A 24,218-nucleotide genomic window follows, 5' to 3' on the forward strand; every position below is an offset into this window, starting at 1 on the left:
AAAATAGGAGAGATGTCAAATGTCAGAGCAGCATACAGCAGAAAATCAAGCAGCGCAATGCGATCATGATCACGAGCACGGAGAGGGCTGCGGCATTCCGAGCTTTCACACGCGCGATCTCATCGTTCGCGAGGATATTTCGACAAAAGCGAAGGAGCTTGCCGAACTGATTTTTACGTCGGAGGAAGTTCAGCACTATCGCCGTGCAGAGCACCAAATTAACGGCAACGAGCGCGTACAGCAGCTTATTACGCAAATCAAGAAAAAACAAAAGGAAGTTGTTGCTTTCGAAACGACTTTCAAAAACGCCGATATGGTCAAAAAAATCGAAGGCGAGATGGAAATGCTGCAGGACGAGCTTGACGGCATTCCGATCGTCTCTGAATTTCAACAAAGCCAAACGGACATCAACTATTTGCTTCAGTTAGTTGTATCCATCGTACGCGACACGGTATCTGAGAAGATCAACGTTGAGGATGCGTCGGAGCCAGCACCAGAGGAATGCAGCGATTAACAGCAAAAATTGATGATTAAAGCCGTATTTCATGCTGCTCCTTAGGAGCGCTGCATGAAATACGGCTTTTTTTTGATAAAACGGCAGCAGCCATAATAGGTTGACAGTAAAACGGCGTATCCTTATTGATAAGAACCAATAGGGATACGCCGTCTTTTTAACGTTTATGAGGAGTGAAATGAAGTTTCTTCCGTTTTGTTTTTTGCGGTTGACGTTCGAATGTAGACGATGTAAGGTGTTAGGGAAACGGCTAAAATAGTGCCTACAAGCGATTTTAAAGCATCGCCGACAATAAAGGGATAAAAACCGACCGTCATTGCTTTCTGGAAAGTAAAATCAAGGGATTGCATAAGCCATGGAATGCCTAGAATGTACGAGCATAATGAGCTGAATAGCTCAAAAATAATGAAAAAAACGATAAAGGCTACTACTTTGTTCGCCTTCAAGCTGCTTTTGAGGAATGCACCAACAGCAAGGCTTACGAGAAGCGCACAAAACGGGAAAGCGATAATAAATCCGGCAGTTGGACCGGTTAACGTCGAAATTCCGCCTTGGCCGCTGAATAAGGGCAGTCCAATTGCAGCAAGCAGGATGACGATTACGATACTAAGAAAAGCGTTGCGCGGCGCTAAGAATAGGCCGGCTAACAATACGCCTAATGTTTGGAGCGTAATAGGTACAAACGAGCCTCCAAGCTTAATCGTCAGAGAACTCATAACGATAAATAGCGCTGCGAATAAGGCAATGAATACAAGCGACCGGATGTTATTGGATTGCATAATGGTGAACGACTCCTTTATGTACTTGCGATTTTAATGTTAACCATTTATATTTAAATTAGGTTAACAAATCGAATTGTAGCATAGCCTATCGTTTTGGGGAAGAGGTTGGGTGAAATTTTTTTGGAGCAATGGAACCAGACACAAATTGAAATGAAGCAGGTTACGGTTACGCCGCCTGTCATGCTGGAAGGACAAAAGCTGCAGCCTATCATCAGAGACGTAACGCTATCGATACATAATGGGGAATGGATCTCTCTGCTTGGACGAAACGGAAGCGGGAAGAGCACGTTAGCAAAGGCGGCTGCTGGTTTCCGAATTGCAGGCGCGGCTGGACAAGTCATTAGAAACATTCAGACAGCTGCGCAAGGCAAGCCGATTCCGATCGTCATGCAGCAGCCGGAAGCGGCTATGATTGGAGCGACGCCTTGGGAGGACGTTGTTCTATTGCTAGAGCAAAATGAGCTGCCGTCTGCCGTTATTGCCTATGAAACGGAGCGAGCGCTGCAAAGAGCGGGACTTGGCGAGCGTATGAATCAGCCGATTGAAACGTTATCAGGCGGCCAGAAGCAGCTGGTTGCCATTGCCGGCTGTTTGGCGATGCGCTCTCCTCTTCTCGTGTTGGATGAGGTTACGGCAATGCTGGACCCTGAGGCGGCGGGCGCTGTACTTGCGCAAGTAAGGGAGCTGCACCAAAGCGGCGTGACGATTATCTGGATCACGCAAAAGCTGGAGGAGCTGCAGGGCGGCGACCGAATTATTGCCATGAATGAAGGCTCTGTCGTATTCGATGGAGCAGCTGACGCTTGGTTTGCAAGAAGCGGCAAGGGCGCAAAGGACAGCTTGTGCGAGGAGCTAGGCTTTGAAGCTCCTTATGCCGCGCAAGTGGCATGGGAGCTTGAGGAGCAGGGCGTGAAGCTGCGTCCGTTTCCGTTTACGGCTGACATGCTGACAGAGGCGGTGTCACGATATGAGCGCTGATTGGAAGCTTAGCGGCGTTCGTGTCATCGCGGACGGAGCGGATAAGAAAAAGCTGCTCAGCGATGTTGATATGCATTTTGAAGCGGGCAAGATTACGCTGCTGATCGGACGAAATGGAGCGGGGAAATCTACGCTGCTCGAGACGATGGCGGGAATTCGCTCCATACAGGAGGGAGACATCGAGCTTGGCGGCGAATCGCTATGGCTGAGGGTTAATCGCAGAACACGGCTTAATCAAAAGGTGGCGCTTAAGTTTGGCATTGCGATGCAAAGCTCCGAGTCGCAGTGGTTTGCCGCAACGGTTCGGGATGAGCTGCTTTACTCTCTTAAACCATATAGGCTGGATGCCGCAACTGCCGAAGAGAGGTTGCTTCGGGCACTCGCTGATGCGGGTCTGGACCAAGAGCTGCTGACGCGTGATCCGTGGACGCTCAGCGGCGGGCAGCAGCGACGGCTGTCACTTGCCTGCTTGCTGGCATGTGAGCCGGAATGGCTGCTGCTGGATGAGCCGACGGCGGGGCTTGACGCCGTCGGCATACGCCGCTTGTGCGCGGTGCTTGACGCGCATAGGGCGGCGGGGCGCGGAGCGGTCGTAGCCACGCACGACCTCGACGCGCTGCTGCCGCTGGCGGACGCGGTCGCCGTGGTTAGCGGCGGCACGGTCCGCGCAGCGGCTCCTGCGGCGGCGATTGCGCATGCCGCAGCGGCGCCGCAGGCGCTTCGCGCGCTTGCGGAGCTGCGCGCGGCGGCGGCTTTGCCGCCGGAGGCGCCGGCGCCGAGCGGCGGGGCGCCATGGCCCGCGCCGCGGGAGGTTGCGGCGGCGCTGGCAGCGGAGCTGGAGCGGCGAACGAGCGCAGACGCGGATCAGCGCTCAACAAGCAGCTCACAAGTAGCTTTGAAGCAATTAAATCGGAATCCGGCTAAAGAACAACTAACGATAGACAAACATGAGTGGGAAGCGCCAGAGCGCAGCGGCGACAAGGCACATCTGCATGCGGGAGCCCAAGCGGGGAGCTCTGCACTTCTTCGTTCCGATCGTTTTGATCCGCGCGCGCTTGTGCTTGTCTATTTATTTCTTGCGGCAAGCGTGCTCGCCCAAAAAACATTTGTGGAGCTAACGCTTGCCGCACTCGTAACGCTATCTCTATTATTTCCTTTTCGAGCGCTTATTTGGCCGTGGAATCGGATCATCCGGGCATATGCCATCATGATCGTTATTTTTTGCGTAGTTGGGGGAGTCGGTTTTGGTCCGCTCTCCTTTGATTGGGAGAAGGTATGGCCTATCACGATCCGTTTCGGCAAGCTGCTGCTTATTATGCTGCTCGGGATGCCGCTGCTTAAGCTGATGTCGCCTTACCGGCTGCAGCGCGCAATTGAGCAGTCACTTGGCTGGCTCAGCAGGCTGCGTATGCCGATCCATTCGTTTGCGCTTGTCGTTACGCTTATTTTTCGGTTTATTCCGCTGCTTACAGGGGAGTGGGAGCGGTTTGCGAAGCTCGCGCATGCGAGGGGGAAGGCGTCTACGCCGCTGAAGAAGGTGCCGTTCAAAATGATTCTTTCGGTGCTAATCCCGTATATGCGTTCTATCCTAAGGCTCGCGGAGCAAATGTCAGATGCTTTGGAGGCGCGAGGCTTTGGCTACAAAAAGCGGAAGCCATCCTATGGCTTCCGTCTCAAATTCAGCCGGTCAGATGCGTGGCTGCTCAGTATTGCCGCGGCAAGCGGCATCATTTTATTGCTGCTGGCTGCCTTTCTCTAGAAGCGGGATTATGGAAGCTACCCATTCACCTTTTTCATCAGCAAGCAGCGTTCGCCAGCCAAGCGACGCTGCTTGTTTTAAATTTTTGGCTTGATCATCGACGAATAACACATGGCTTCCGGAAGGCAAATAGGCGGCTGTCCTCGCATAAATATCCGGATGGGGCTTTCTGGACGCAGCTTCACTTGAAATCGTTACGCTTTTCAAATAAGGCATGATCGGCTTAACGATAGGCTCTACCCATGTTGGGAGATGGTTGCTCAGCAAATGAACATCGGCAATCTCGCTCCACTCGGCTACTTTCGCAAGCGCAGGCAGCGGCTGCAGGCTGCTGTCGATAAACTTTCTAGCCTGCTTCGTGCCAAGGCGCGGCGTATACGTTTTGACCCAAACCCAAAATTGATCCTCTGATAGTTCTCCTATCCATAAACGCTCGCTGATTTGCTGTTTATACGCCGCATAAAGCTCTTCCTCGGAAACGATGGCTTCAGCTGCAAGCAGCTTCCAGAAGAGAGGGGACAGGTTTGTCGCAAGGACGCCGCCAATATCAAGCACAAGCTGTGGCCTTGTCATCCTTTTAACTCCTCTGAGCGGGTGCTCGCAATGCTAAGCCGAGACGACTTACGCTCCGCCATGTACCATACCACTACAAGTGAAAATGCCATTGCTCCGAGTAAAGAGCCAAACAGAAAGCCGCCGTTGAGGCCCCAGCTTTCATTCAACCATCCAGCTAAAAATGGCCCCGAGAACATGCCGATTGCGTATAGTGCTTGGTACAAGCCCATGGCGGTCGCGCGTCCGGGAAGCTCTACGTCACGAATGGCAAGTCCGAGCAAAAGGGGCATATGCAGCCCTTGCGCAAAACCATTAATCGCTTGCGTCATGACAAGTACGCCGAACGAGTCCGCAAAAACCATGGCAGCCGTACATATCGTGCTCAAAATAAAGCCAGTGCCAATGGTGCCCCAATAGCCAAACCGAGGCGTAAACCACCTTGCCGTTACGAGTGAAGCGAAGGCATGGGGAAGCATGAAAGCAAATACGAGCATCGTCAGCTTAAGTCCGCCCGCTCCCATTTCTTCCGCTTTGAGCGGCGTAAAGCCAAACATCGTAATGAATAGTACGCCATGAGCGAGAATGGACAGCATCGATACCTGAAGCAGCGTCTTTGTTTTCACAACACTTTTGATCATTGCAAAAGACATCCCTGGCTGATCACGCTGCTCGGTGCTCGGCTCTTTCAAAATGAAAGCAAGCAGCAATCCGATTGCAGCAATTGCCGCCCCGACAGTGAAAGGGGCGTTCGGGTTAAAGCCGTCACTCAACCAGCCGCTGAGGAGCATCCCGATCATTTGGCCAGATACCGTCATGACGCTAATATTGCCCATTGCACGGCCGGTTTGCCCCGCGCCAAAATAACTGGCGTACAGCACGGTAAACGCGACCCAGGTGGAAGCGCAAACGCCTGCCATCAGCCTGCCCGCAAGCGGCCAAAGCCAATGATCTGGTATAAGAAACAACAAGCAGCTGATGGCTGCAGTCAACATTCCAAGCACGATGAACGGCTTGCGTTTCCCGAACCGATCCGACAGGATGCCGAGCGGAAAACGGACGAACATCTGCACGAAGCCGTAGCTTCCGAGCACGATGCCGATAAAAGGTAATGAAAATCCCCGATCGCTTAGGTAAGGCGATAGAGTTGGCACGTATACGTACATAGAAGTCCAGTATAAAATCGTAATCGTCGTAAAAAGCATCCTTTGTGCAGCTGTGATTGGTTTCATCGCCGTAAAACATCCCCTTTCTGCTTCACTTTAGCGCAAAGCAGCCTATGTTGCCACTGTTGTTTTTGTAGGTAATCGCGCCCATTTGGGAAACTTTCACCTTCCATCGGCGTATTAAGCAAAGAACTTCCTAAGATCACAGCCTATAGCAACCAATAATTGAAGAGGTGAATGTTGATGGAAAAAGAAAAGCGTCAAACAAAAAAATGGGTCAAAGAGCTTAGAGAATGGACGGTATCGCTAAGCATTGCGATTGTTGTAGCACTGCTGTTCCAGACGTATGTATATGCGCAGTCGGAAGTTCAAAACGTATCCATGCAAAATACGCTTGTAGCGGGACAACGATTAATAGAGGACAAGTGGTCCTATCGCTTCCATGAGCCGCAGCATGGGGATATCGTTATTATTAGCGGTCCTGAGAGCGAGCTGCGCCTAATCAAACGAGTAGTAGGCCTGCCTGGCGATGTGATTGACATGAAAGATGGAGAGGTTTACATAAACGGTGAAAAAATTAAAGAGGAGTATGTCAAAGGCCAAACCTTTGCAGGCAGCATAGCGGTACCATTCAAGGTAGAAGAGGGGCAGCTTTTCGTCATGGGGGACAACCGCGAGCATAGTATGGACAGCAGGGAGCTTGGTCCGATCGCAAGGTCAAGCATCGAAGGAAAAGCAATATTCCGCATTTGGCCGTTTCCGAAGTTCGGTACGCTAAATGAATAGAAGGAGCTGTAACTAAAGCATGCCGTTTACGTTATCGCATCCCTTGTTTGCAGCGCCGCTTAAGAAAGGGATTCCTTCCTTAAGCCTAACGGGCTTAATACTTGGCAGCATGGCGCCGGATTTGGAATACTTTATCGCCATGCAGCCGTTTCGATCCATCGGCCATTCCTTTTCGGGCTTCTTTTTGCTTGCGCTGCCTATCTGTGTAGCGCTTGCGTTTGCATTTCACCGCATCATAAAACCTGCACTGCCTGCGATGCTGCCAAACGCCCGTGGTGTCAATCAATTTGCCGCTTACTTGAATCGCCCTTGGAAAATGGCGACAACAGCTGAGCGGCTGTTCTTTTTATTATCGCTGTTTATCGGTTTCTATTCGCATGTGTTTTTAGATCATTTTACGCATAGCAGCGGATATTTTGTGCTAAGGCTGCCTGTTTTGCAAAGCATGATCTTTGGCGATCATGTTTACCATATCCTCCAGCTTTCGTTGTCGGTTCTTGGCGCATTCGTTCCTTGTTTATATTTCATGTATAGCTATCTAAATTGGTATAAGAAACGGGATCGGAATAAAAAACATAACAACTCACGAGGCTTCTATTTACAATGGGGACTTGCTATTTCCATCACATTCGTATTGTTTTTAGGCAAACTCCTTTTCTCGGGCAACTTCTTTTCCATCAGTATTTGGGTTGTTGCGCCGATAACATCTGCATTTGTTGGTTTGTATGTGACCGCAATGCTGCAAATGGCGGTTCAGAGTCGGCAAAAAAGGTTAGGCATTCTATATGCGCTACTGCTGCTTGTCATTATTGTCGGCTATAAACTCTTCTTCTATCAGTCGGAGTTTTCAATAACCGTCTGGGTTGTATACCACTGGATATTATCTGCTGTCATTGTGGCGAGCACGTATTTAAGCCGCGGAAGAAGTAAATCCAATTAATTTAATCCATTAAATTTTTTATGGCATTAAATATATGCAGCATTAATCAAATGTAACCTAATTCCAACCAAACGTAATAATTTTGTAAGAAATGGTTCCTAGTTCGTTTAGAAATACCCTTTATGATTAACCATAGACTCAACAATAAAGTTTAAGCGAGGCGTGAACGGGATTGTCGATTCGAGTGAAGCTCTACATGTCTTACTTAGCCATGATTTTTGTGCCTCTCATTATTATGCTTGTATTTGTAGTATTCGTCTTTTACGCACGTGGGGAAGAGGATGTCCGTCAATATTTCGAAAATGAGCGCAAGGAGCCCTATCAACAAGCACTCGTCTTCGGCGAATTGTCTTATGTGTTAAAGAATGATTCAGGACAGCTGGAGAAGGAGAAGTATTTGACTGACATCCAAGAAAGGCTCGGAGAGCTTTGGGCTGGTCTTTTGATTTCCAAGGATGGGCAAATCATATCGATTGCGCCTTTCCTCGAAAATCTCGACCTGGGGCAAAATTGGCAAAAGCTGCTGGACCTTCCGCCTGAGACGGTGACCTTTCATTCATTCCGGTTCGAAACCAATGTGATGCATTTCGTTTATCCGGATGGAAGCGAAGGCAAAGTGGTGCTTTTTAGGCGAAAGAACACCGTTCCTATTCATTGGAGACCCGCAAGCAATGTATTAGGCTTGGCACTGATTGGATTAACAAGCCTTCTGCTTACCTATTTTGTATCCAGAAGCATTATTCGTCCGATTAAGAAGCTGGAAGCAGCGGCGCTGCAAATAAAGGATGGTGATTTGTCACATAAGGTTGAAGCGACGACCAAAGGGGAAATTGGACAGCTAAGCATCGCTTTTGAAGAAATGAGAGTGAGGCTGCAGCAATCCATCGATCAAAGCTTGCAATATGAAGAGAACCGAAAGATGCTGCTCTCCCATATTTCACATGATTTAAAAACGCCGATCTCAGCTATCAAAGGTTATGTCGAAGGCATCATGGACGGCATTGCCAATACGGATGACATGCGCAAGCGTTACATGGAGACGATCTATCTGAAGGCAACGGATATGGACCAATTGATCGATGAGCTTTTTCTCTTCTCGAAGCTCGACCTCCAAACCGTCGCATTTGATTTCAAAGTCATCGATATCGGCCGTTATATGGCGCATTTTTTGGAAGAACAGCGTTTTGATCTGGACAAGTCGGGCGTAAAACTGCTCTATTCGGAGGATGACGCGAAATCGATCTTGATCGCCGCAGATCCTGATAAGCTCAGCCGCGTTCTCACTAATGTGTTGAATAATTGCGTCAAATATATGGGTCAGGAATCCGAGCTCGCAGACAAGGAAATTAAAGTCAGAGTGAAGGAGCAAGGGCAATACGCCCTGGTCGAGATCGAAGACACAGGTCCTGGAATTGATGCTGAGGACTTGCCGTATATTTTCGATCGATTCTATCGTGCTGAGCAATCGCGAAACTCGGAAACAGGAGGAAGCGGCCTTGGCCTCGCGATTGTCAAACAAATTATTGAAGGGCATGGCGGTGTCGTATGGGCAGAGAATGCAGAGCATGGCGGGGCCAGATTCTGTCTGAAGCTGCCGAGATCGACAACTGTTAAAACGGTGGATGAGCATGAAGAACATACTAATTATTGAAGACGAGAAGGCCATTGCCGAGCTCGAACGTGATTATTTGGAAAGCTACGGCTTCTCCGTTCATATTGAAGGGAGAGGCGATATCGGGCTGCAAAAAGCTTTAGAAGGCAAGTTTGACCTTATTATTTTGGATGTGATGCTGCCTAAAATTGACGGTTTCGAAATATGCCGTCAAATCAGGCAGTCAGTCAATATTCCAGTACTTATGGTGACAGCCAAAAAGGAAGACATCGATAAAATTAGAGGCCTTGGCCTCGGCGCTGATGATTATATGACCAAACCATTCAGCCCAAGCGAGCTCGTTGCTCGTGTGAAAGCACACTTGGCTCGATATGAACGGCTCACTGGCGATAAAGTCGAGCGAGGCGACCATATTCGCATTCGCGGCTTATTTATCGATAAGCTCTCGCGCAGAGTTATGATTCATGAACAGGAAGCGATGCTGACCTCGAAGGAATACGAGCTTCTGCTGCTGCTCGCTTCTCATCCGAATCGGGTATTCGAGAAGGAAGAGCTGTTTGAGCGGATATGGGGACTTGATTCCAACGGTGACGCAGCAACGGTTACGGTCCATATTCGGAGGCTGCGCGAGAAGATAGAGCATGATCCATCTAAGCCTCAATATATTGAGACGATTTGGGGAGTGGGCTATCGCTTTAAAGTTTAGCAAGGCAAGCAAGGTAGATAGAAAACGAGGAGTGGAACCTATTGAAAAGTATTATCCGATTTTCGCTTAACAACAAATTTGCATTATGGATTCTAACGCTTCTTATTTTATTCGCGGGACTTTATTCGGGTATGAATATGAAAATGGAAACATTGCCGGATATTACCGTTCCGATCGTTAGCGTCACAACGGTATATCCTGGCGCTGCGCCGGAAGAAATTATGGAGAAGGTCACGAAACCGATTGAACAGCGCACGCGCAATCTAAAGGGCGTTAACGTAGTTAGCTCAACGTCCTATGAGAATGCTTCGTCGGTCGTCATCGAATATACGTATGAGACGAATATGGATGAAGCGGCTGCAGAAGTGAAAAATGTGCTAGCTGAGATATCGCTCCCAGATGGAGCGCAGGATCCCTCTGTATCCCGTATCAGCCTGAACGCTTTCCCGGTATTGTCGCTTAGCTTATCTAACGACAAAATGAACTTGGAGCAGCTTACGAAGGAAGTGCAAAACAATATTTTGCCTCGTATGCAAGGTATTGATGGCGTAGCCAGCATTCAATTGTCCGGGCAAAACGTCATGGAAGGCGAGCTTGCCTTCAAAGCGGACAAACTGAAACAAATCGGATTAACGCAGGACATGGTGAAAGGCATCATTCAAGCCTCGGCCATATCGGTGCCCCTTGGCATATATGAATTTGGCGATTCGGAGAAAGCGATCGTCGTTGACGGAAATGTTTCCAGTGAGGATGACTTGAAAAATTTAATCATCGTCCCGGGCGTCAAGCTTAGCGATATTGCGGATATCAGCATTGTCGGCAAAGCGGAATCGATCTCCAGAACGAACGGCAAGGACGCCATTGGCTTGAACGTCGTGAAATCGGCCGATGCGAATACGGTCGATGTCGTAAACAACGTCAAAGCCGAAATCAAAGTGCTGGAAAGCAAAAATGCCGGCTTGTCCATCGTAACGACGCTTGATCAAGGCAAGCCAATCGAGGATTCCGTTCATACGATGCTTAGCAAAGCGATTATCGGAGCATTGTTCGCGGTTATCATCATTATGATTTTCTTGCGTGACATTCGTTCCACGATCATTGCAGTCGTATCCATTCCACTGTCTATCCTGATTGCACTTCTGGTTCTCGGACAAATGGATATTACGTTAAACATTATGACGCTAGGCGCAATGACCGTTGCAATCGGGCGCGTTATCGATGACTCGATTGTCGTTATCGAGAACGTCTACCGAAGGATGGCGCTCTCTACTGAGAAGCTGAAAGGCAAGGACTTGATTCTCGATGCAACGAAGGAAATGTTCATACCGATCTTGGCGTCAACGGTCGTAACGATCGCAGTATTCCTGCCGCTCGGACTTGTGTCTGGCATGATTGGTGAAATGTTCCTTCCCTTCGCATTAACAATCGTTTTCGCACTGCTTGCATCACTTCTTGTTGCCATTACCGTTGTTCCAATGCTGGCGCATATGATGTTCCGCAAAGGATTGAAGCCAGGCAAAGCGCATCATGATAAGCCAGGACGTACGGCTGAATGGTACAAAAGCGTGCTTCGCTGGTCGCTAAACCACAAGCTGGTCGCTTTTGGATTGGCCGTTCTCCTTCTTGTAGGCAGCTTGTTCCTCATTCCGGTAATCGGCACCAGCTTCATCGCTGGCGACGAGCAAAAAATGATGGTCGTTTCCTACAACCCTGCTCCAGGCGAAACACGCGAGCAAGTTGAGAAAATGGCACTGGACGCTGAAAATAAATTAATGGGCCGCGAAGGCATCAACGTCGTGCAATATGCGGTTGGCGGACAAAATCCATTCAGCCCGGGAGCGTCCAAGCAAGCGTTGTTCAACCTGAGCTATGACGAGAAGTTTGCTGGATTTACGGAAGAGAAAGAAAAAATAGTACCGCTGCTGCAGGAGCTTGGCGGCAAAGGCGAATGGAAGCAGCAAGACTTTGCAGGCGGCGGTCTTGGCGGATCGGGAATATCCATGCTCGTATACGGACCGGATATGAAGTCGCTTCAGCCCGTTGTTGATGATTTAATTACGAAGCTTGAAGGCAACAAGGATTTGAAAAATATTGATTCCAGCTTATCCGAAACCTATGAGCAGTACCGCTTAGTAGCTAATCAAGAAAAGCTAAGTCAAAACGGCCTAACGGCTGGTCAAATCGCGATGGCGCTGAGTCCCGTTCATGAACGTCCAGTGCTGACGACGATTGAAAAGGATGGCGAGCAATTTAATGTGTATGTGAAAGTTGAAGCCAAAACCTATACAGATAAAGCGGATCTTGAAAATGTGAAGCTGACATCGCAAATGGGTACAGAAGTTGCGCTTAAAGATGTTGTGACAATCGAGGAAGGCGAGTCGCCAAACACGATCACAAGACGTGATGACCGCATTTACGCTGAGGTCAAAGCTGATGTAACGGCATCCGATGTAGGGAAAGTATCTGCGGAAATTCAGAAGATGATAGACGATACTAAACTGCCCGCTGGCATTGACATCGATATGGGCGGCGTTACGGAGCAAATCAATGAATCGTTCACACAGCTTGGTCTAGCGATGCTTGCCGCAATTGCGGTTGTATATCTAGTGCTTGTCATCACGTTTGGCGGAGCATTAACGCCATTCGCCATTTTGTTCTCCCTGCCGTTTACGATTATCGGCGCATTGGTAGGCTTGCTCATCGCTGGCGAAACACTCAGTGTGACGGCAATGATCGGAGCGCTGATGCTTATCGGAATTGTCGTAACGAATGCGATCGTACTCGTAGACCGCGTTATTCAGAAGGAGAAAGAAGGTTTGTCCGTACGCGATGCATTGATTGAAGCAGCGGGTACGCGACTTCGTCCGATCTTGATGACGGCGATTGCAACTGTTGGAGCCTTGCTTCCGCTTGCGCTCGGATTTGAATCCGGCGGCTTGATCTCCAAAGGGATGGCGGTTACCGTTATCGGCGGCTTAACAAGCTCTACGCTGCTCACGCTCATTATCGTGCCTGTCGTTTACGAGTTCTTGAACCGCAAGAAGAAAACTCGCGCAGTCGAACAAGAATAAAAGTGAGTGAATTTTGCCTAAAGGCGTAATAAAAGGCTGTTTTCAAGGTCAATGACCTTGAAGGCAGCCTTTTTGCTTGCGATTGAAAATAGGCATGATTTCCGTATCTAGGCGGATGAATCAGTAACACTAGCGGAGGTAATTTCATACGTATATGTCATGAACGATCTGCGGCATATGGCCAGTTTGAGCTGCTTGGTATACAGTTGTTCATTCTTGTCTAACCGCTTAAAAAATCATGAACACATAACGGAGGCTACTGAGATGAATGAGTTTAAGAATGATCTGCAAAATTTGAATATTGACCCGTACAAAACAAGCGGAATGACGCCAAATGGCGGCCAAGGTCAAGTTGATCCTAACAATTCACGGCTATGCATCGGCTTTTGTATTGGCTTTTGCATCGGCTTCTGTTCCTGCGGCGGCTGCGGCGGCTGTGGCGGTTGTGCTCGTTGCGCGGGCTGCGCACGCTGCGGTGGCTGTGCTCGTTGCGGAGGATGTGCACGCTGTCGCTAATGCATTTTGAATAAGGCGAATGAATGAGAAAATGAGGGCGCTCCTGTAAGCGATTCAGCTGACAGGGGCTCTCTTTTTTTTCTATATAAGATCTAGCATGACGGACAAATAGCCTTACATACCTTTAAAGAAGTAATGTTGAACTGTTTGCTTTGCATAATTCACGATAAGGAGGAATGGCGTTTGGATCCTTCTATGCGTCTTAAAGTAAGAGGGGATACTTTTTTTCTCCCAAGCTCTGACGGAAGCGTCTATTTTCGAAACAATATTGGGTCATTTCGAATGGAAGGCAGCACGATCGACCAGTGGATTGAAAAGCTGATGCCCGTATTTAACGGTGAGCATTCGATGTTTGAATTGACGGAAGGATTGCCGGAACAATACCAAAAGCATGTCTATGAAATCGCGGAGACGCTATATGCGAACGGTTACGTCAGGGATGTAAGCAAGGACGTGCCGCATCAGCTGCAAGAGAGTGTGCTTAAGAAATATGCTTCTCAAATCGAATTTTTGGACAGCTTTGAAGGTTCGGGCGCGTACAGGTTCCAGCGTTTTCGCCAGTCAAGCGTACTCGCCGTTGGGTCTGGCCCTTTTTTGGTATCTTTAATCAGATCCTTATTGGAGTCTGGTTTGACCCAAATTCAAATGCTGGATACGAATCCGGAATCGACTAATCTCGAGCGAATATCGGAGCTTGCGGAGCATGCCCGCCAGGTGGACGGTGATGTTAAGTTGGACGAGATCGTATGGCAAAAGGATCGGGAGATCGATTGGCAGTCGGTCGTGCAGCCGTTCGATGCAGTGCTGCTGGTATCGGGTGAGGGGGGCATGCCGCAATTAAGAGCTCTGCAAGCGATATGCAAAGCGGAAAATAAGGTGCTGCTGCCTGCCGTGATCCTGAAGCAAGCAGGAATAGCCGGTCCGCTCATACAGCCCGATTCGGATGTTGACTTTGAATCGGCATGGCGCAGGCTCCATCAGCATGCTGTTGAAAAGGAGTCGCGGCACCACGTTGTCTCCGCAACAGCGGAAGCGATGCTCGCGAACGTAATCGTCTTTGAATGGCTGAAAACAGCTACAGAAGTTGCTGCATCCGCTTTAAAAAACAAACTATTCCTGCTTAATTTGGAGACGCTGGAAGGGGGCTGGCATGCGTTCCTCCCTCATCCGCTGGCAGGTAGTCGACCAGCTGGCGAAAGGATAGAAAATTTGAGATTGCTGCTGGAAAGGGAGACCGAAGAGAAGCTGCCGACGGGATTGATCACTTACTTTAGCGGTTTAACCTCTAGTGAAACAGGTATTCTTCATGAATGGGAGGAGGGCGAGCTGCGCCAGCTTCCACTGTCACAGTGCCGTGCGCAGGCGGTTGACCCGCTGTCAGCAGGCCCGGCAGAGGTGCTTCCAGCAATCATACGCAATGGCATTAACCATGAGGAAGCGCGGAGGGAAGCTGGCCTTGCCGGAATTGAAGCCTACTTATCGAGAATGACGGATGTGCTGTTAAATACGGAACGGGAGGGAAGCGGTGATCTTGACGGATCTCGTCCAAATGAATTCGTTGGCGTGGGAGCGGGCGAAACGATTGCTGAGGGTATTGGCCGGGCGTTGCAAACATGCTTGACTGTAGAACTTGAAAAAATGTTCGAGGCGAGCGAACCTTCTGTTCATTTAACAAACGTAAGCCAAGTGGACGATGAACGCAGCCGCTATTATATAAATGCGTTAACAACGATGCAAGGAGCGCCTGCGATTGGCTTTGGCGAGGCATTATCTGGCTTCCCAGTCGTTTGGGTTGGAACAAGAGACCGCTGGTATGGCGCGGTTGATTTTAACCGGACGAGGGCGCTGCGCAGATCGCTGCAGCAAGCGCTGCTGGATATCCAAAACCAAGCGGCTTTCGAAACGGAAAATGCGATCAGAAAGTCTTCTGTAAGTGTGATAGGCGCTTCTATAGAGGATTTCTCAGTTCCAGCTAGCGATACTTTTGCTCATCGAGAAATTTTACAAGCTGCACTTGCTTTATTGCAAAAAAATCGCAAGCGTATTGTCGTCTATGATCTAACGGTCGAGACGTTCCTAAAAGAGGAGCTTGCCGGCGCATTCGGCGTGTCGCTTAGGGAGGAGGATGAAAGGTGAGCGCATTGTTGGCAGTTATTGGAGAAGGCCAGCTCGCAGATTTTGTTTGCGGCGAATTATGGGAAGACCATCAAATTGTAAGGCAAAAGGATCTCTCAACTGAGGTACCGGTCACCGCTGCGCTGGCGCTAGTGCTGGATGATGGCTATAACCCCGCGGATCATCTAGCTGCGGAAGAGGTATTCCAGCGCTCCGGCATTCCTTGGCTGCGCGGTTTCGTTTCGTTCGGCGAAGGTTTGATCGGGCCGCTAGTCGTTCCGGGAGTGGCTGGATGCTCGCAGTGCGCCGATCTTCGGCGCCTAATGGCGGGAAACGACCGGAAGGAAATGTGGGAGATTCAGCAGCGCCATTTTATGCAAGGCGGGACTTTTCCTGATGTATGGTCCTCTCGTTTAGGTCTTCTGCATATGGCGCAAGTGGTTGCATCGGAAGCTCGGAGAGTGCTGGCTGGCGAATACGCACTAACGGAAAATCGGCTCATGTTCATCCATCTTCAAACCTTGAATAGCTCTTCGCATTTTTTCTTGCCGGATCCGCTTTGTCCGTTATGCGGACGGATAACGGAGGATTCTGCGAGCTCGTCTCGCATAGCGCTCCAGCCAAGCCCGAAGATCAGCGAAAACAGCTACCGAAGCCGCTCGATGACGGAGCTTAAAGGGGTGCTGGCGGATGACTATATGGATGCTCGGACGGGATTTTTGAATGGCAAAATGATCGATCTCTCTTCGCCATTTGCCGATTCAAGCATCAATCTGCCGTTGTTCTCGGGGGATGAAGGCTGCGCTGGGCGTACCCATTCCTATGCGGACAGCGAGATGACGGCGATTCTAGAAGGCTTGGAGCGGTACTGCGGCATGTCGCCAAGGGGGAAGCAAACAGCCGTTCATGACAGCTATCGCCATTTGAAAGATCAAGCGCTTAATCCCGTGCGGGTAGGAGTGCATGAGAAGGGGATGTACGATCGTGCCGACTTCCCTTTTCGGCCATTTGACCCCAGCAGGCCAATCGACTGGGTTTGGGGCTATTCTTTTTTGGAGGAGCGCCCTATCCTTGTGCCGGAGCTGCTTGCTTATTATAGCTCAGGCTGCGGCCAAGGTTTTGTTTATGAAACCTCGAACGGATGTGCATTAGGCGGAAGCCTAGAGGAAGCTATATTTTACGGCATAATGGAAGTGGTAGAACGTGATTCGTTTCTGATGACCTGGTATGCGCAGCTGCAGCTTACCCCTCTAGATCCCTATTCCGCCGGAGATCTTGAATTGAATTTAATGATCGAGCGTCTGCGTGAGGTTGCCGGCTACGATATCCATTTGTTTAATTCGACGATGGAGCATGGCATTCCAAGCGTGTGGGCGATTTCAAAAAACAGGTCGGATAAAGGCGTGAATCTGATTTGCGCAGCAGGCGCCCATCCGGATCCCGTGCGTGCGGCAAAAGGCGCGATTCATGAGCTCTCGGGCATGATGCTGTCGTTGAACGAGAAATTGGAGGAGAATAGGGAGCAATACGAGCAAATGCTCCATGATCCGCTCCTAGTTCGGCAAATGGATGATCATTCCATGCTGTACAGCTTAAAGCAAGCGGAGGATCGACTACATTTTTTACTCCAAAACGGCCGTCCTCTTCGTACTTTCGCAGAGGAGTTCCAACCAAGAGTGAGGCATGCGGATTTGACTGAGGACTTAAAGGATATTCTTCATTCGTTACGTGAACGGAATCTGGAAGTTATCGTAGTGGACCAGACGACACCGGAGACGCTGCGAAATGGTCTTCATTGTGTGAAGGTATTGATACCGGGCATGCTGCCCATGACGTTTGGACAACATCTTGTCCGCCTGACAGGTTTGGAGCGGGTGCTCCAAGTGCCCGCGGAACTTGGGCATGCGGAGCAGCCGCTTGCACCCGAACAGCTTAATTTGCACCCGCACCCATTCCCATGAGTCTGGTCTAAAGCTACGGAGCAAAGTCTTTAGGAGGAGAAGGGATGAGCTTAAAGGCTTTTTTGCATGAATTGCAGTTCGACCCGGACAAGGCGAAATCAAGCGATTGGGAGATCGACTGGGATGACGCGCCTCTCCCGTATAAGCTTTACAGGGGCTTGCCGGCTTTTCCGCTCTCTGCAGAGGTGCCGCTTTCACTTACGGAGGCGCGCGTTATTGCAAAACCGAAGCTTCGGGAGCTAGGTCACTTTCTTTGGTATACGTTTGGGCTTACTCGGCTAAGCCAATCTGTTTTTGGGCCGGAGGCGGGTGAGGATTGGGGAGACACGTTGCAGGTTTGCAGACGTTTCGTCCCATCAGGCGGGGGTTTGTATCCTAGCGAGCTATATCTCTATTTAAAGCTGGAGGAGCTGCCTAGCGGCATTTATCATTATGATGCTGCGCATCATCGATTGATATTGCTGCGGGAAGGCCAATTTGACGACTATCTAAGAAAGGCGCTTGGCAATCGCTGCGACATATCCGCTAGCTTTGGCGCAGCTTTTGTGTCTACGATGTTTTGGAAAAATTACTTTAAGTACAACAATTTCTCATACCGCTTGCAGGGGCTGGATTCCGGTCTGCTCATCGGACAGCTGCTGGAGGCAGCCAAACGGTTTGGTTTTGAGACGGGTGTTTGCTTTCAGTTTTTGGACCGTGCCGTTAATCATTTATTAGGCTTATCCGAGCGGGAAGAGAGCGTGTATGCGGTTATTCCGCTGTCAGCGGAAACAGAAATGGAATGGTTTAACGATAAGAATGAGGATAACAGTGAAGCTCTTATTTATGCGAATGATTTATGCAGGGAGCTTGGATCGATCCAGCACGAGCACTATATGCGTTCAAAAAGAGTATTGGAATACCCGAAGCTCATTAAGATGAACGAAGCATCGATGCTGGACTGCTTGCGGTCTTCTCGTCAGTATGTAGGTGAAAAGCATGCTCAACACCAAGTGGCTGCTATTAAGCTTCCTGAAGCAAGCAGGCTGACTTATGATCTGGCTTCCGTGCTAAGAGAACGGTATTCGCCGGAAAATGAATTCGAATTGAGACCGGTGGGTCAGTTGAGTGCAGCCACGCTGTTAAATGAGGTCATGTCATCTTTTGCGTACCGCAATGATTTGGACGGTTCGCTGTCTAGACCGGAGGCTCGCGTTTTTCTATACGGAAGCTTTTACGGCGTGGAAGGCATCAGCGACGGCGCCTATCGTTATGACGAATCAGAGCATGCGTTGCGGCAGGTTCGCGCTGGCGACCACCGTTCATGGCTGCAGGACGGAATGTCGATGGACAACGTCAATTTGTATCAAGTGCCGCTATGCTTCCATATCGCAGGAGATAGGAACCATCTGCATGCTCAGCTGGGTTATCGCGGATATCGAATCCAGCAGATGGAGGCGGGGATGCTTGTACAACGACTGCTGCTTGCAACAACCGCTTCCCAAATGGGCGGGCGCCCATTGCTCGGTTTTGATGCAATAGGGAGCGATGAGCTGTATGGGATGACAGCGCTCGGACATACAAGCCTTATTCAGATTCCGGTCGGTTATTGCAGATGCCGTTCGCGACTTGAAGGAAGTTTGGCATACTAGCGGGTAGAAAAAGGACAGAAGGAGTGTGGCAATCCTTCTGTCCTTTTAGGTTTGAATAAAGGGTTTCGATAACCCCTTTATTCGGTTTGACCTTTTCCAGCGGGAAAACAAACGATTGGAAAGTGCGGATGATGAGGATGATGCATATGATGCATATGATGCGGATGAACCCATGGATGGAACCATTCATGATGGTAATCGATGGAAGAGAACTCCCATCCTCCTTCATGAGGGTGATGATGATGATCATCGTACATATGGGGTTCCCAGCCTTCATGCATGTCAGGATGGAAATCATGCATGGGATGGAAGTCATTCATAGGATGAAAATCATGCATCGGGTAGTAGTCGTTCATCGGATGAAAATCGTGCATAGGATGGAAATCATGCATGTGGTGATAATCGTACATCGGATGTAAGTGGTTCATGTAGTGGAAATGATGCAGCTGGCTTAGATCCACGCAGCAGTGGCATTGGGATTTTTCGATGCTTTCATTTTCAATTGGTTTATTTATTTCGGGCTGTTTATTACTCGTTTGCATTTGCTGGTAGTAATCCGGCGTAACGGCCGATTGTTGCACATAGGGCTGATTTGGTATCATGGTGTGCCTCCTTTTTATCATACCTTACAATATGCCTAAATCGAAAAAAGGGCACTTATCCCTATAAATTGGGCTTAAGAATTCGATAAAAGGCATATTATGCCGTTGATTTGAAGGTTATGAATAGGACGAAACGAAGAAGGTGACGCTAATACCAACACTTTGAAAAAGACAGGTGGTCGGTGAAATGCTGCGTCATATCGTCATGAAGGCCGTATTCGTGTTGCTTAGCCTCGCTCACTCTGAGGTAATGACAACGGAAGGGGCTGCCTTACATGCAGAGCCATCCTATGCCAAGTGGGGGAAGCTGGCCATGGAGGAGACGTCCAAAACGTATGTTAACGCATCCATTATTGACTATAAATACGTAGGCAGAACCAAATTGTCAGAGGAACAAGCAGAGGAGAATTTTGTGTTATGGCTTCGCAAGGATGCGATTGAATTTGGTGTCCGGGTCAGCATTACGATACAAACGAAAACGGATGAGGTTTTGAATTTAACGATGAAGGAGCTTGAAAGCAAATAAGTGAAACATCTTGCGAGGCTGCTCCGTAATAAAAGAAAACCATATGAAACGCTTCAAGATGAAGCGAGAGGAGCTAAGCGATGCTAATTTCAACTACACCAACAATCGAAGGACGGCCTATACAGGAGTATGTGGGAGTCGTTACAGGTGAAGCTATAATGGGAGCCAATGTTGTGCGCGACTTTTTTGCGTCGATTACGGACATCGTAGGAGGACGCTCCGGCGCATATGAAAGCAAGCTGAAAGAAGCTCGCGACGTTGCGATTGATGAGATGAAAAACCAAGCTTCAAGGCTGGGAGCTAATGCAATCGTCGCTATCGATATTGATTACGAGGTTGTGCGCGAGGGCATGCTTATGGTCGCTGTTAGCGGCACGGCCGTTCGTTTGTAATTGGAAAATGATGTGTGCGAAAAGCGATATGACTTCTTCGATATAAGCGATGCTTATGCGAATTAGTCATATCGCTTTTTTTGCAGGTCACACGCCTACGCTAAGGACACACGAGCGATTTTCCGTTATCCGATGAGTTAATTCCGATTATGAAAGGGACCGAAGTCCGTGCCCAAGATTCTGGCGACGGTGCGTAGTTTGAAGATTCAGGTGAACAGGAGCGCAGCATAGCGGTATCGATGCTGTCGCCGGGATCGAGAGCGACGGCTGCCATTTCCTGCGGCAGTTCTTTGGCTAATGATTGCGTTAAACCTTCAATCGCAAATTTAGAAGCGCAGTATGGCGCTACATCAGCTTCGCCAAAGCGCCCCCAATAAGAGCTTATATTAACGATGCAGCCTTTTCGCTTCTCGACCATTGACGGGACAAAGGAGCGGATGACATTTACCGTCCCATGCACATTTATATTCATAATGGATGTGAATTCCTCGGCGGATACCGTCCATAGAGGCTTGTTTTCATTAATGATAGAGGCGTTATTAATCAAAAGATCCGGAGCGCCATACCGCAGTATGATATGCTCTCCCCACTCCGCAACCTCCGCTGCGTTAGAAACATCAACTGCTTGAAAGTCATGCTCGTCACCATATTCGCTTCGAAGAGAATCCATATTGGCCCGTGATCTAGCACAGCCTGCGATAAGCCATCCCGCTTGAATAAACTCATCGATCATTGCGCGGCCAAGTCCCTTGCTTACGCCTGTGATTACTACAAGCTTCTTATTATCTCCCGTCATCGTTGTTCTCCTCGCTTATCATTTTTCGCTAACCGCTCTTTAAGCTTACCACAAAGCGATAGGGGACTTACGAGTCTGTGATAAAGAGCTTGACATAATCTACAATTGACGAATGCTGCGGCGAAGGTTAAAATTGCGGTAATTTCACAGAGAAAGGGTGTCTTTATGATGCTGGTAACGACGGAGGCGGCATTCTCACAGCTTCTCATTTCCGGAACGCTCGTTCATGAAGGCAGCTTTAAAGAAGTTCAGCAGAAATTTGGCATTCAAGTTACGCCGCATTTAGCGATTTTGATCTCGATGGATCGTTACCCTGAGCTTGCCATAGATAAATCTATAACGTGGAAAACGGAAATTGGACAGCAGCTGGTTAAAGCTGTTTATCAGACGATATCTGAGCCTTTCCTTTGGGTGTGGATTGAGGAAGGGATTTTAGCGTTGCTGCTGGAGCTTGCCTCGGATAGTCAGCAAAGCCCATCATTAAAGAGGAAGTTACTGTCGAATGTACAACAAATTCAAGGGCTGGTTGATTCGCAAGGCTTCTCTGTGTCAGCGGGAATCGGCTCTTATTATGAAAGCCCGTATATGCTTTATCGGTCCTTTGAAGAGGCGAAGGAGTCGCTTGTCGATCGTTTTTTTCAAGGCAATCGCGTTATTTATTTCTATGAAAAAAGTAAAAAAGTCGATTTGCAAGCGGAGCAGGCGGTCTCCCAAGAAGAAAAGACGGAGCTGCTTGCCCGTGTTCGAATTGGCGATATTGAGGGCTCTATTAATTATTTGAAAATGTTGCTGGCTAGAATAGCGCAAACCTATAAGTTCCACATCGACATGTTCAAGTCCGCTGCGATAGAGCTAAGCATGTCTTTATCGAGCATGGTCCTTGAAACTGGCGGGGACGTCTCTATTATTTTATCTGAAAACGCTAGGATGATTCAAAGTCTTTACAGCACCGTCCGCTATAACAACTTCGTTAATAAACTATGTGACTATTGGAGAATGCTTGCCGAGCAAATTGTAAAAGCAAACCAATTGAACGTATCCCCGATTATCCGCAAAGCGATGAATCATATTCTCGAATACCACCAAGACAAAATAAGCTTGGAAGAGATAGCACAATATTGCTATGTAAGCACCTATCATTTAGCCCATTTATTCAAGAAGGAAGTAGGCGTTAGCGTTATTGATTTTTTGAACAAAATCCGGATCGAGAAAGCGGTTTATTACTTGGAAATGACTGAGATGTCCGTTAAGCAGATTGCGGGTTTGGTCGGTTTCCAGGACTCGAACTATTTTACGCGTACCTTCAAAAAAATAATGAGCTGCAGCCCTTCCGACTATCGCACAGCAAGATTGTGCTAGTGGTAAGCAACTTTGTCCATTGATTGAAAGCGTTTTCAATTCTATAATATAGGTGTGAAGTAATCTTACATCGGACGAAAAATAACTGAGAAACGGAGGTTCTATGTCACTAAATATGACATGTTCAGCTATTGATTTGCAGCCCTAGAGAGGAGAGGCTCGGATGGAATATTTGTTTGAACATCTTGATAAGGTGACTGAGCTATTAATCGAACATATTTATCTCGTATCTCTTTCGCTAATTATTTCTATTTTTGTTGCTGCTTTAATTGCGGCCGTCATTTCCAGGTATGCCAAAGCACAATCCCCCGTTCTAGGCGCCCTGGGCATCATTTATACCATTCCGAGCATCGCATTATTCGCGTTGCTGATCCCCTTCCTTGGGCTTGGCGTAAAGCCGGCCGCAATTGCCCTAATCGCCTATTCCCAGATGGCGCTGGTGCGAAACATGGTTGTCGCGGTCAAAGGAATCGAGCCTTCCATCGTGGAAGCGGCTCGCGGTATGGGCATGGGCAAATGGCGGATGATTTACAAGATCTTCGTACCGCTAGCGCTGCCGGTAGTTGTAGCGGGAATCCGCATCGCGGCGGTATCTATGATTGGCATTGCGACGATTGCTGCTTTCATCAATGCGGGAGGTCTCGGAAAATTGATTTTCGAAGGCATTTATCAAGATCATTCCGGCAAAATCATAGCAGGCACCGTGGCGGTTCTGGTGCTTGTTGTTGCAACAGACTTGGCGTTCCGATTCATTGAAAAAAGGGTGAGTCTTAACACAAGGTGAATGGAGGCGGCTGAGAAATGAACGTTTTTAATGAAGCGATCGATTATCTGGTGAGCAAGCCGGAGCTTTTCTGGGAAGCATTGAAGATTCATCTTTCGCTAAGCGTGATTGCACTTGCGATAAGTATTTTCATAAGCGTACCGCTTGGGGTTTATTTATCTAAACGAAATAAGCTGTCTATGGTCGTAATGAACGTGTTTTATCTCGGTAAAATCATTCCAAGCCTAGCGGTATTAGCGCTTACGATGCCTTATGTGGGAGTCGGCTTCACGCCTTCACTAATTGCTTTAACGATTCTTGCTTTCCCGACGATTCTTATCAATACGGTCGTTGCATTTAAGGAAGTGGACAAAAACATCATAGAAGCCGCACAGGGCATGGGCATGGATAAGCTCCGAATTATTCGGAAAATCGAGTTTCCGCTCGCTTTGCCAGTCGTTATTACGGGCATACGAACAGCCTCGGTTGAGGTCATAGCGGGAGCGGCGCTAGCTGCCTTTATCGGAGGGGGCGGGCTTGGCGATTTCATTATCAACGGCATTGCGCTGGCAAAACCTTCGATGCTGCTGGTGGGCGCGGTACCGATTTGTCTGCTTGCGATTGCAGGCGATTCGATATTTGGCCGGATTGAAAAATTAACGAGCCCGAAAATGGGTCAATAAACAGAGGA

At 48.7% G+C, this 24,218-nt stretch carries 22 protein-coding genes; 17 read left to right on the forward strand and 5 right to left on the reverse strand.

Features of this window, described 5'->3' with window-relative positions:
• The first annotated feature begins 19 nt into the window (after positions 1-19).
• The gene (locus tag ADU23_RS22565) at positions 20-514 is read left to right on the forward strand and encodes a RicAFT regulatory complex protein RicA family protein (RefSeq protein WP_053375799.1); all 495 of its coding nucleotides are present in this window, start codon (positions 20-22) and stop codon (positions 512-514) included.
• Between the two features lie 164 nt (positions 515-678).
• Here ADU23_RS22565 and ADU23_RS22570 read toward each other — a convergent pair whose 3' ends face one another.
• Complete coding sequence (locus ADU23_RS22570; RefSeq protein ID WP_053375800.1) at positions 679-1,293, reverse strand: biotin transporter BioY; 615 nt, start codon at positions 1,291-1,293, stop codon at positions 679-681.
• 123 nt (positions 1,294-1,416) lie between these two features.
• Here ADU23_RS22570 and ADU23_RS22575 point away from each other — a divergent pair, with 123 nt between their 5' ends.
• Both ADU23_RS22575 and ADU23_RS22580 read left to right on the forward strand, forming a co-directional pair.
• A complete protein-coding gene (locus ADU23_RS22575) occupies positions 1,417-2,274 on the forward strand; it encodes an energy-coupling factor ABC transporter ATP-binding protein (protein ID WP_157265904.1) in 858 nt (285 codons plus the stop codon).
• Positions 2,264-4,033 carry an ATP-binding cassette domain-containing protein gene (locus ADU23_RS22580; protein ID WP_053375802.1) on the forward strand — a complete coding sequence of 590 codons (1,770 nt, stop codon included), beginning with the start codon at positions 2,264-2,266 and terminating at the stop codon, positions 4,031-4,033. Before ADU23_RS22575 ends, ADU23_RS22580 begins: the two co-directional genes overlap by 11 nt.
• Here the strand turns inward: ADU23_RS22580 and ADU23_RS22585 are convergent.
• Positions 4,007-4,606 carry an HAD family hydrolase gene (locus tag ADU23_RS22585; protein ID WP_053375803.1) on the reverse strand — a complete coding sequence of 200 codons (600 nt, stop codon included), beginning with the start codon at positions 4,604-4,606 and terminating at the stop codon, positions 4,007-4,009. The two genes, ADU23_RS22580 and ADU23_RS22585, sit on opposite strands and share 27 nt — an antisense overlap.
• The gene (locus ADU23_RS22590) at positions 4,603-5,817 is read right to left on the reverse strand and encodes an MFS transporter (RefSeq protein WP_053375804.1); all 1,215 of its coding nucleotides are present in this window, start codon (positions 5,815-5,817) and stop codon (positions 4,603-4,605) included. Before ADU23_RS22590 ends, ADU23_RS22585 begins: the two co-directional genes overlap by 4 nt.
• A 177-nt stretch (positions 5,818-5,994) precedes the next feature.
• Here ADU23_RS22590 and lepB point away from each other — a divergent pair, with 177 nt between their 5' ends.
• From lepB to ADU23_RS22635, 9 genes are all read left to right on the forward strand, one after another.
• Positions 5,995-6,537: a signal peptidase I gene (gene lepB / locus ADU23_RS22595; protein ID WP_053375805.1), complete on the forward strand. Its 543-nt coding sequence runs from the start codon at positions 5,995-5,997 to the stop codon at positions 6,535-6,537.
• A gap of 19 nt (positions 6,538-6,556) precedes the next feature.
• A complete protein-coding gene (locus ADU23_RS22600) occupies positions 6,557-7,477 on the forward strand; it encodes a DUF4184 family protein (protein ID WP_053375806.1) in 921 nt (306 codons plus the stop codon).
• Positions 7,478-7,649: 172 nt separating this feature from the next.
• Positions 7,650-9,128, forward strand: coding sequence for a sensor histidine kinase (locus tag ADU23_RS22605; RefSeq protein WP_053375807.1), 1,479 nt, complete (start codon positions 7,650-7,652; stop codon positions 9,126-9,128).
• The gene (locus ADU23_RS22610; RefSeq protein ID WP_053375808.1) at positions 9,106-9,795 is read left to right on the forward strand and encodes a response regulator transcription factor; all 690 of its coding nucleotides are present in this window, start codon (positions 9,106-9,108) and stop codon (positions 9,793-9,795) included. Before ADU23_RS22605 ends, ADU23_RS22610 begins: the two co-directional genes overlap by 23 nt.
• 41 nt (positions 9,796-9,836) lie before the next feature.
• A complete protein-coding gene (locus tag ADU23_RS22615; protein ID WP_053375809.1) occupies positions 9,837-12,866 on the forward strand; it encodes an efflux RND transporter permease subunit in 3,030 nt (1,009 codons plus the stop codon).
• Between the two features lie 324 nt (positions 12,867-13,190).
• Entirely contained in the window at positions 13,191-13,382 is a 192-nt protein-coding gene (locus ADU23_RS22620; RefSeq protein ID WP_231637633.1) for a hypothetical protein, read from the forward strand.
• A 183-nt stretch (positions 13,383-13,565) separates the two neighbouring features.
• Positions 13,566-15,518 carry a putative thiazole-containing bacteriocin maturation protein gene (locus ADU23_RS22625; protein ID WP_053375811.1) on the forward strand — a complete coding sequence of 651 codons (1,953 nt, stop codon included), beginning with the start codon at positions 13,566-13,568 and terminating at the stop codon, positions 15,516-15,518.
• On the forward strand, positions 15,515-17,458 hold the full coding sequence (locus tag ADU23_RS22630; protein ID WP_053375812.1) for a TOMM precursor leader peptide-binding protein: 1,944 nt from the start codon (positions 15,515-15,517) through the stop codon (positions 17,456-17,458). Before ADU23_RS22625 ends, ADU23_RS22630 begins: the two co-directional genes overlap by 4 nt.
• A 44-nt stretch (positions 17,459-17,502) precedes the next feature.
• Positions 17,503-19,089, forward strand: coding sequence for a SagB family peptide dehydrogenase (locus ADU23_RS22635; protein ID WP_053375813.1), 1,587 nt, complete (start codon positions 17,503-17,505; stop codon positions 19,087-19,089).
• A 77-nt stretch (positions 19,090-19,166) separates the two neighbouring features.
• Here the strand turns inward: ADU23_RS22635 and ADU23_RS22640 are convergent, their stop codons facing one another.
• A complete protein-coding gene (locus ADU23_RS22640) occupies positions 19,167-19,691 on the reverse strand; it encodes a hypothetical protein (RefSeq protein ID WP_053375814.1) in 525 nt (174 codons plus the stop codon).
• Between the two features lie 187 nt (positions 19,692-19,878).
• Between ADU23_RS22640 and ADU23_RS22645 the strand changes: the two genes are divergently transcribed.
• Positions 19,879-20,217 carry a DUF3889 domain-containing protein gene (locus ADU23_RS22645; protein WP_053375815.1) on the forward strand — a complete coding sequence of 113 codons (339 nt, stop codon included), beginning with the start codon at positions 19,879-19,881 and terminating at the stop codon, positions 20,215-20,217.
• 80 nt (positions 20,218-20,297) lie between these two features.
• Positions 20,298-20,609 (forward strand): YbjQ family protein, encoded by a 312-nt coding sequence (locus tag ADU23_RS22650; protein WP_053375816.1) that lies wholly within the window; start codon positions 20,298-20,300, stop codon positions 20,607-20,609.
• A 100-nt stretch (positions 20,610-20,709) separates the two neighbouring features.
• Here the strand turns inward: ADU23_RS22650 and ADU23_RS22655 are convergent, their stop codons facing one another.
• A complete protein-coding gene (locus tag ADU23_RS22655) occupies positions 20,710-21,405 on the reverse strand; it encodes an SDR family oxidoreductase (protein ID WP_053375817.1) in 696 nt (231 codons plus the stop codon).
• Positions 21,406-21,570: 165 nt separating this feature from the next.
• On the opposite strand from ADU23_RS22655, the gene ADU23_RS22660 reads away from it, so the two are divergent.
• From ADU23_RS22660 to ADU23_RS22670, 3 genes are all read left to right on the forward strand, one after another.
• The gene (locus ADU23_RS22660; RefSeq protein ID WP_053375818.1) at positions 21,571-22,764 is read left to right on the forward strand and encodes a response regulator transcription factor; all 1,194 of its coding nucleotides are present in this window, start codon (positions 21,571-21,573) and stop codon (positions 22,762-22,764) included.
• Positions 22,765-22,927: 163 nt separating this feature from the next.
• Positions 22,928-23,548, forward strand: a complete 621-nt coding sequence (locus ADU23_RS22665) for an ABC transporter permease (RefSeq protein ID WP_053375819.1) — start codon at positions 22,928-22,930, stop codon at positions 23,546-23,548.
• 17 nt (positions 23,549-23,565) lie between these two features.
• Positions 23,566-24,210 (forward strand): ABC transporter permease, encoded by a 645-nt coding sequence (locus tag ADU23_RS22670; protein ID WP_053375820.1) that lies wholly within the window; start codon positions 23,566-23,568, stop codon positions 24,208-24,210.
• Positions 24,211-24,218 lie beyond the last annotated feature (8 nt).

It is taken from the genome of Paenibacillus sp. FJAT-27812, from assembly GCF_001273905.1.
In the GTDB taxonomy this organism is placed as follows: domain Bacteria; phylum Bacillota; class Bacilli; order Paenibacillales; family Paenibacillaceae; genus Pristimantibacillus.

Coding starts and splice junctions, on each gene's coding strand:
- ADU23_RS22565 (WP_053375799.1), top strand. CDS start 20: ATGTCAGAGCAGCATACAGCAGAAAATCAAGCAGCGCAATGCGATCAT.
- ADU23_RS22570 (WP_053375800.1), bottom strand. CDS start 1,293: ATGCAATCCAATAACATCCGGTCGCTTGTATTCATTGCCTTATTCGCA.
- ADU23_RS22580 (WP_053375802.1), top strand. CDS start 2,264: ATGAGCGCTGATTGGAAGCTTAGCGGCGTTCGTGTCATCGCGGACGGA.
- ADU23_RS22585 (WP_053375803.1), bottom strand. CDS start 4,606: ATGACAAGGCCACAGCTTGTGCTTGATATTGGCGGCGTCCTTGCGACA.
- ADU23_RS22590 (WP_053375804.1), bottom strand. CDS start 5,817: ATGAAACCAATCACAGCTGCACAAAGGATGCTTTTTACGACGATTACG.
- lepB (WP_053375805.1), top strand. CDS start 5,995: ATGGAAAAAGAAAAGCGTCAAACAAAAAAATGGGTCAAAGAGCTTAGA.
- ADU23_RS22600 (WP_053375806.1), top strand. CDS start 6,557: ATGCCGTTTACGTTATCGCATCCCTTGTTTGCAGCGCCGCTTAAGAAA.
- ADU23_RS22610 (WP_053375808.1), top strand. CDS start 9,106: ATGAAGAACATACTAATTATTGAAGACGAGAAGGCCATTGCCGAGCTC.
- ADU23_RS22620 (WP_231637633.1), top strand. CDS start 13,191: ATGACGCCAAATGGCGGCCAAGGTCAAGTTGATCCTAACAATTCACGG.
- ADU23_RS22635 (WP_053375813.1), top strand. CDS start 17,503: ATGAGCTTAAAGGCTTTTTTGCATGAATTGCAGTTCGACCCGGACAAG.
- ADU23_RS22640 (WP_053375814.1), bottom strand. CDS start 19,691: ATGATACCAAATCAGCCCTATGTGCAACAATCGGCCGTTACGCCGGAT.
- ADU23_RS22645 (WP_053375815.1), top strand. CDS start 19,879: ATGCTGCGTCATATCGTCATGAAGGCCGTATTCGTGTTGCTTAGCCTC.
- ADU23_RS22650 (WP_053375816.1), top strand. CDS start 20,298: ATGCTAATTTCAACTACACCAACAATCGAAGGACGGCCTATACAGGAG.
- ADU23_RS22655 (WP_053375817.1), bottom strand. CDS start 21,405: ATGACGGGAGATAATAAGAAGCTTGTAGTAATCACAGGCGTAAGCAAG.
- ADU23_RS22660 (WP_053375818.1), top strand. CDS start 21,571: ATGATGCTGGTAACGACGGAGGCGGCATTCTCACAGCTTCTCATTTCC.
- ADU23_RS22665 (WP_053375819.1), top strand. CDS start 22,928: ATGGAATATTTGTTTGAACATCTTGATAAGGTGACTGAGCTATTAATC.
- ADU23_RS22670 (WP_053375820.1), top strand. CDS start 23,566: ATGAACGTTTTTAATGAAGCGATCGATTATCTGGTGAGCAAGCCGGAG.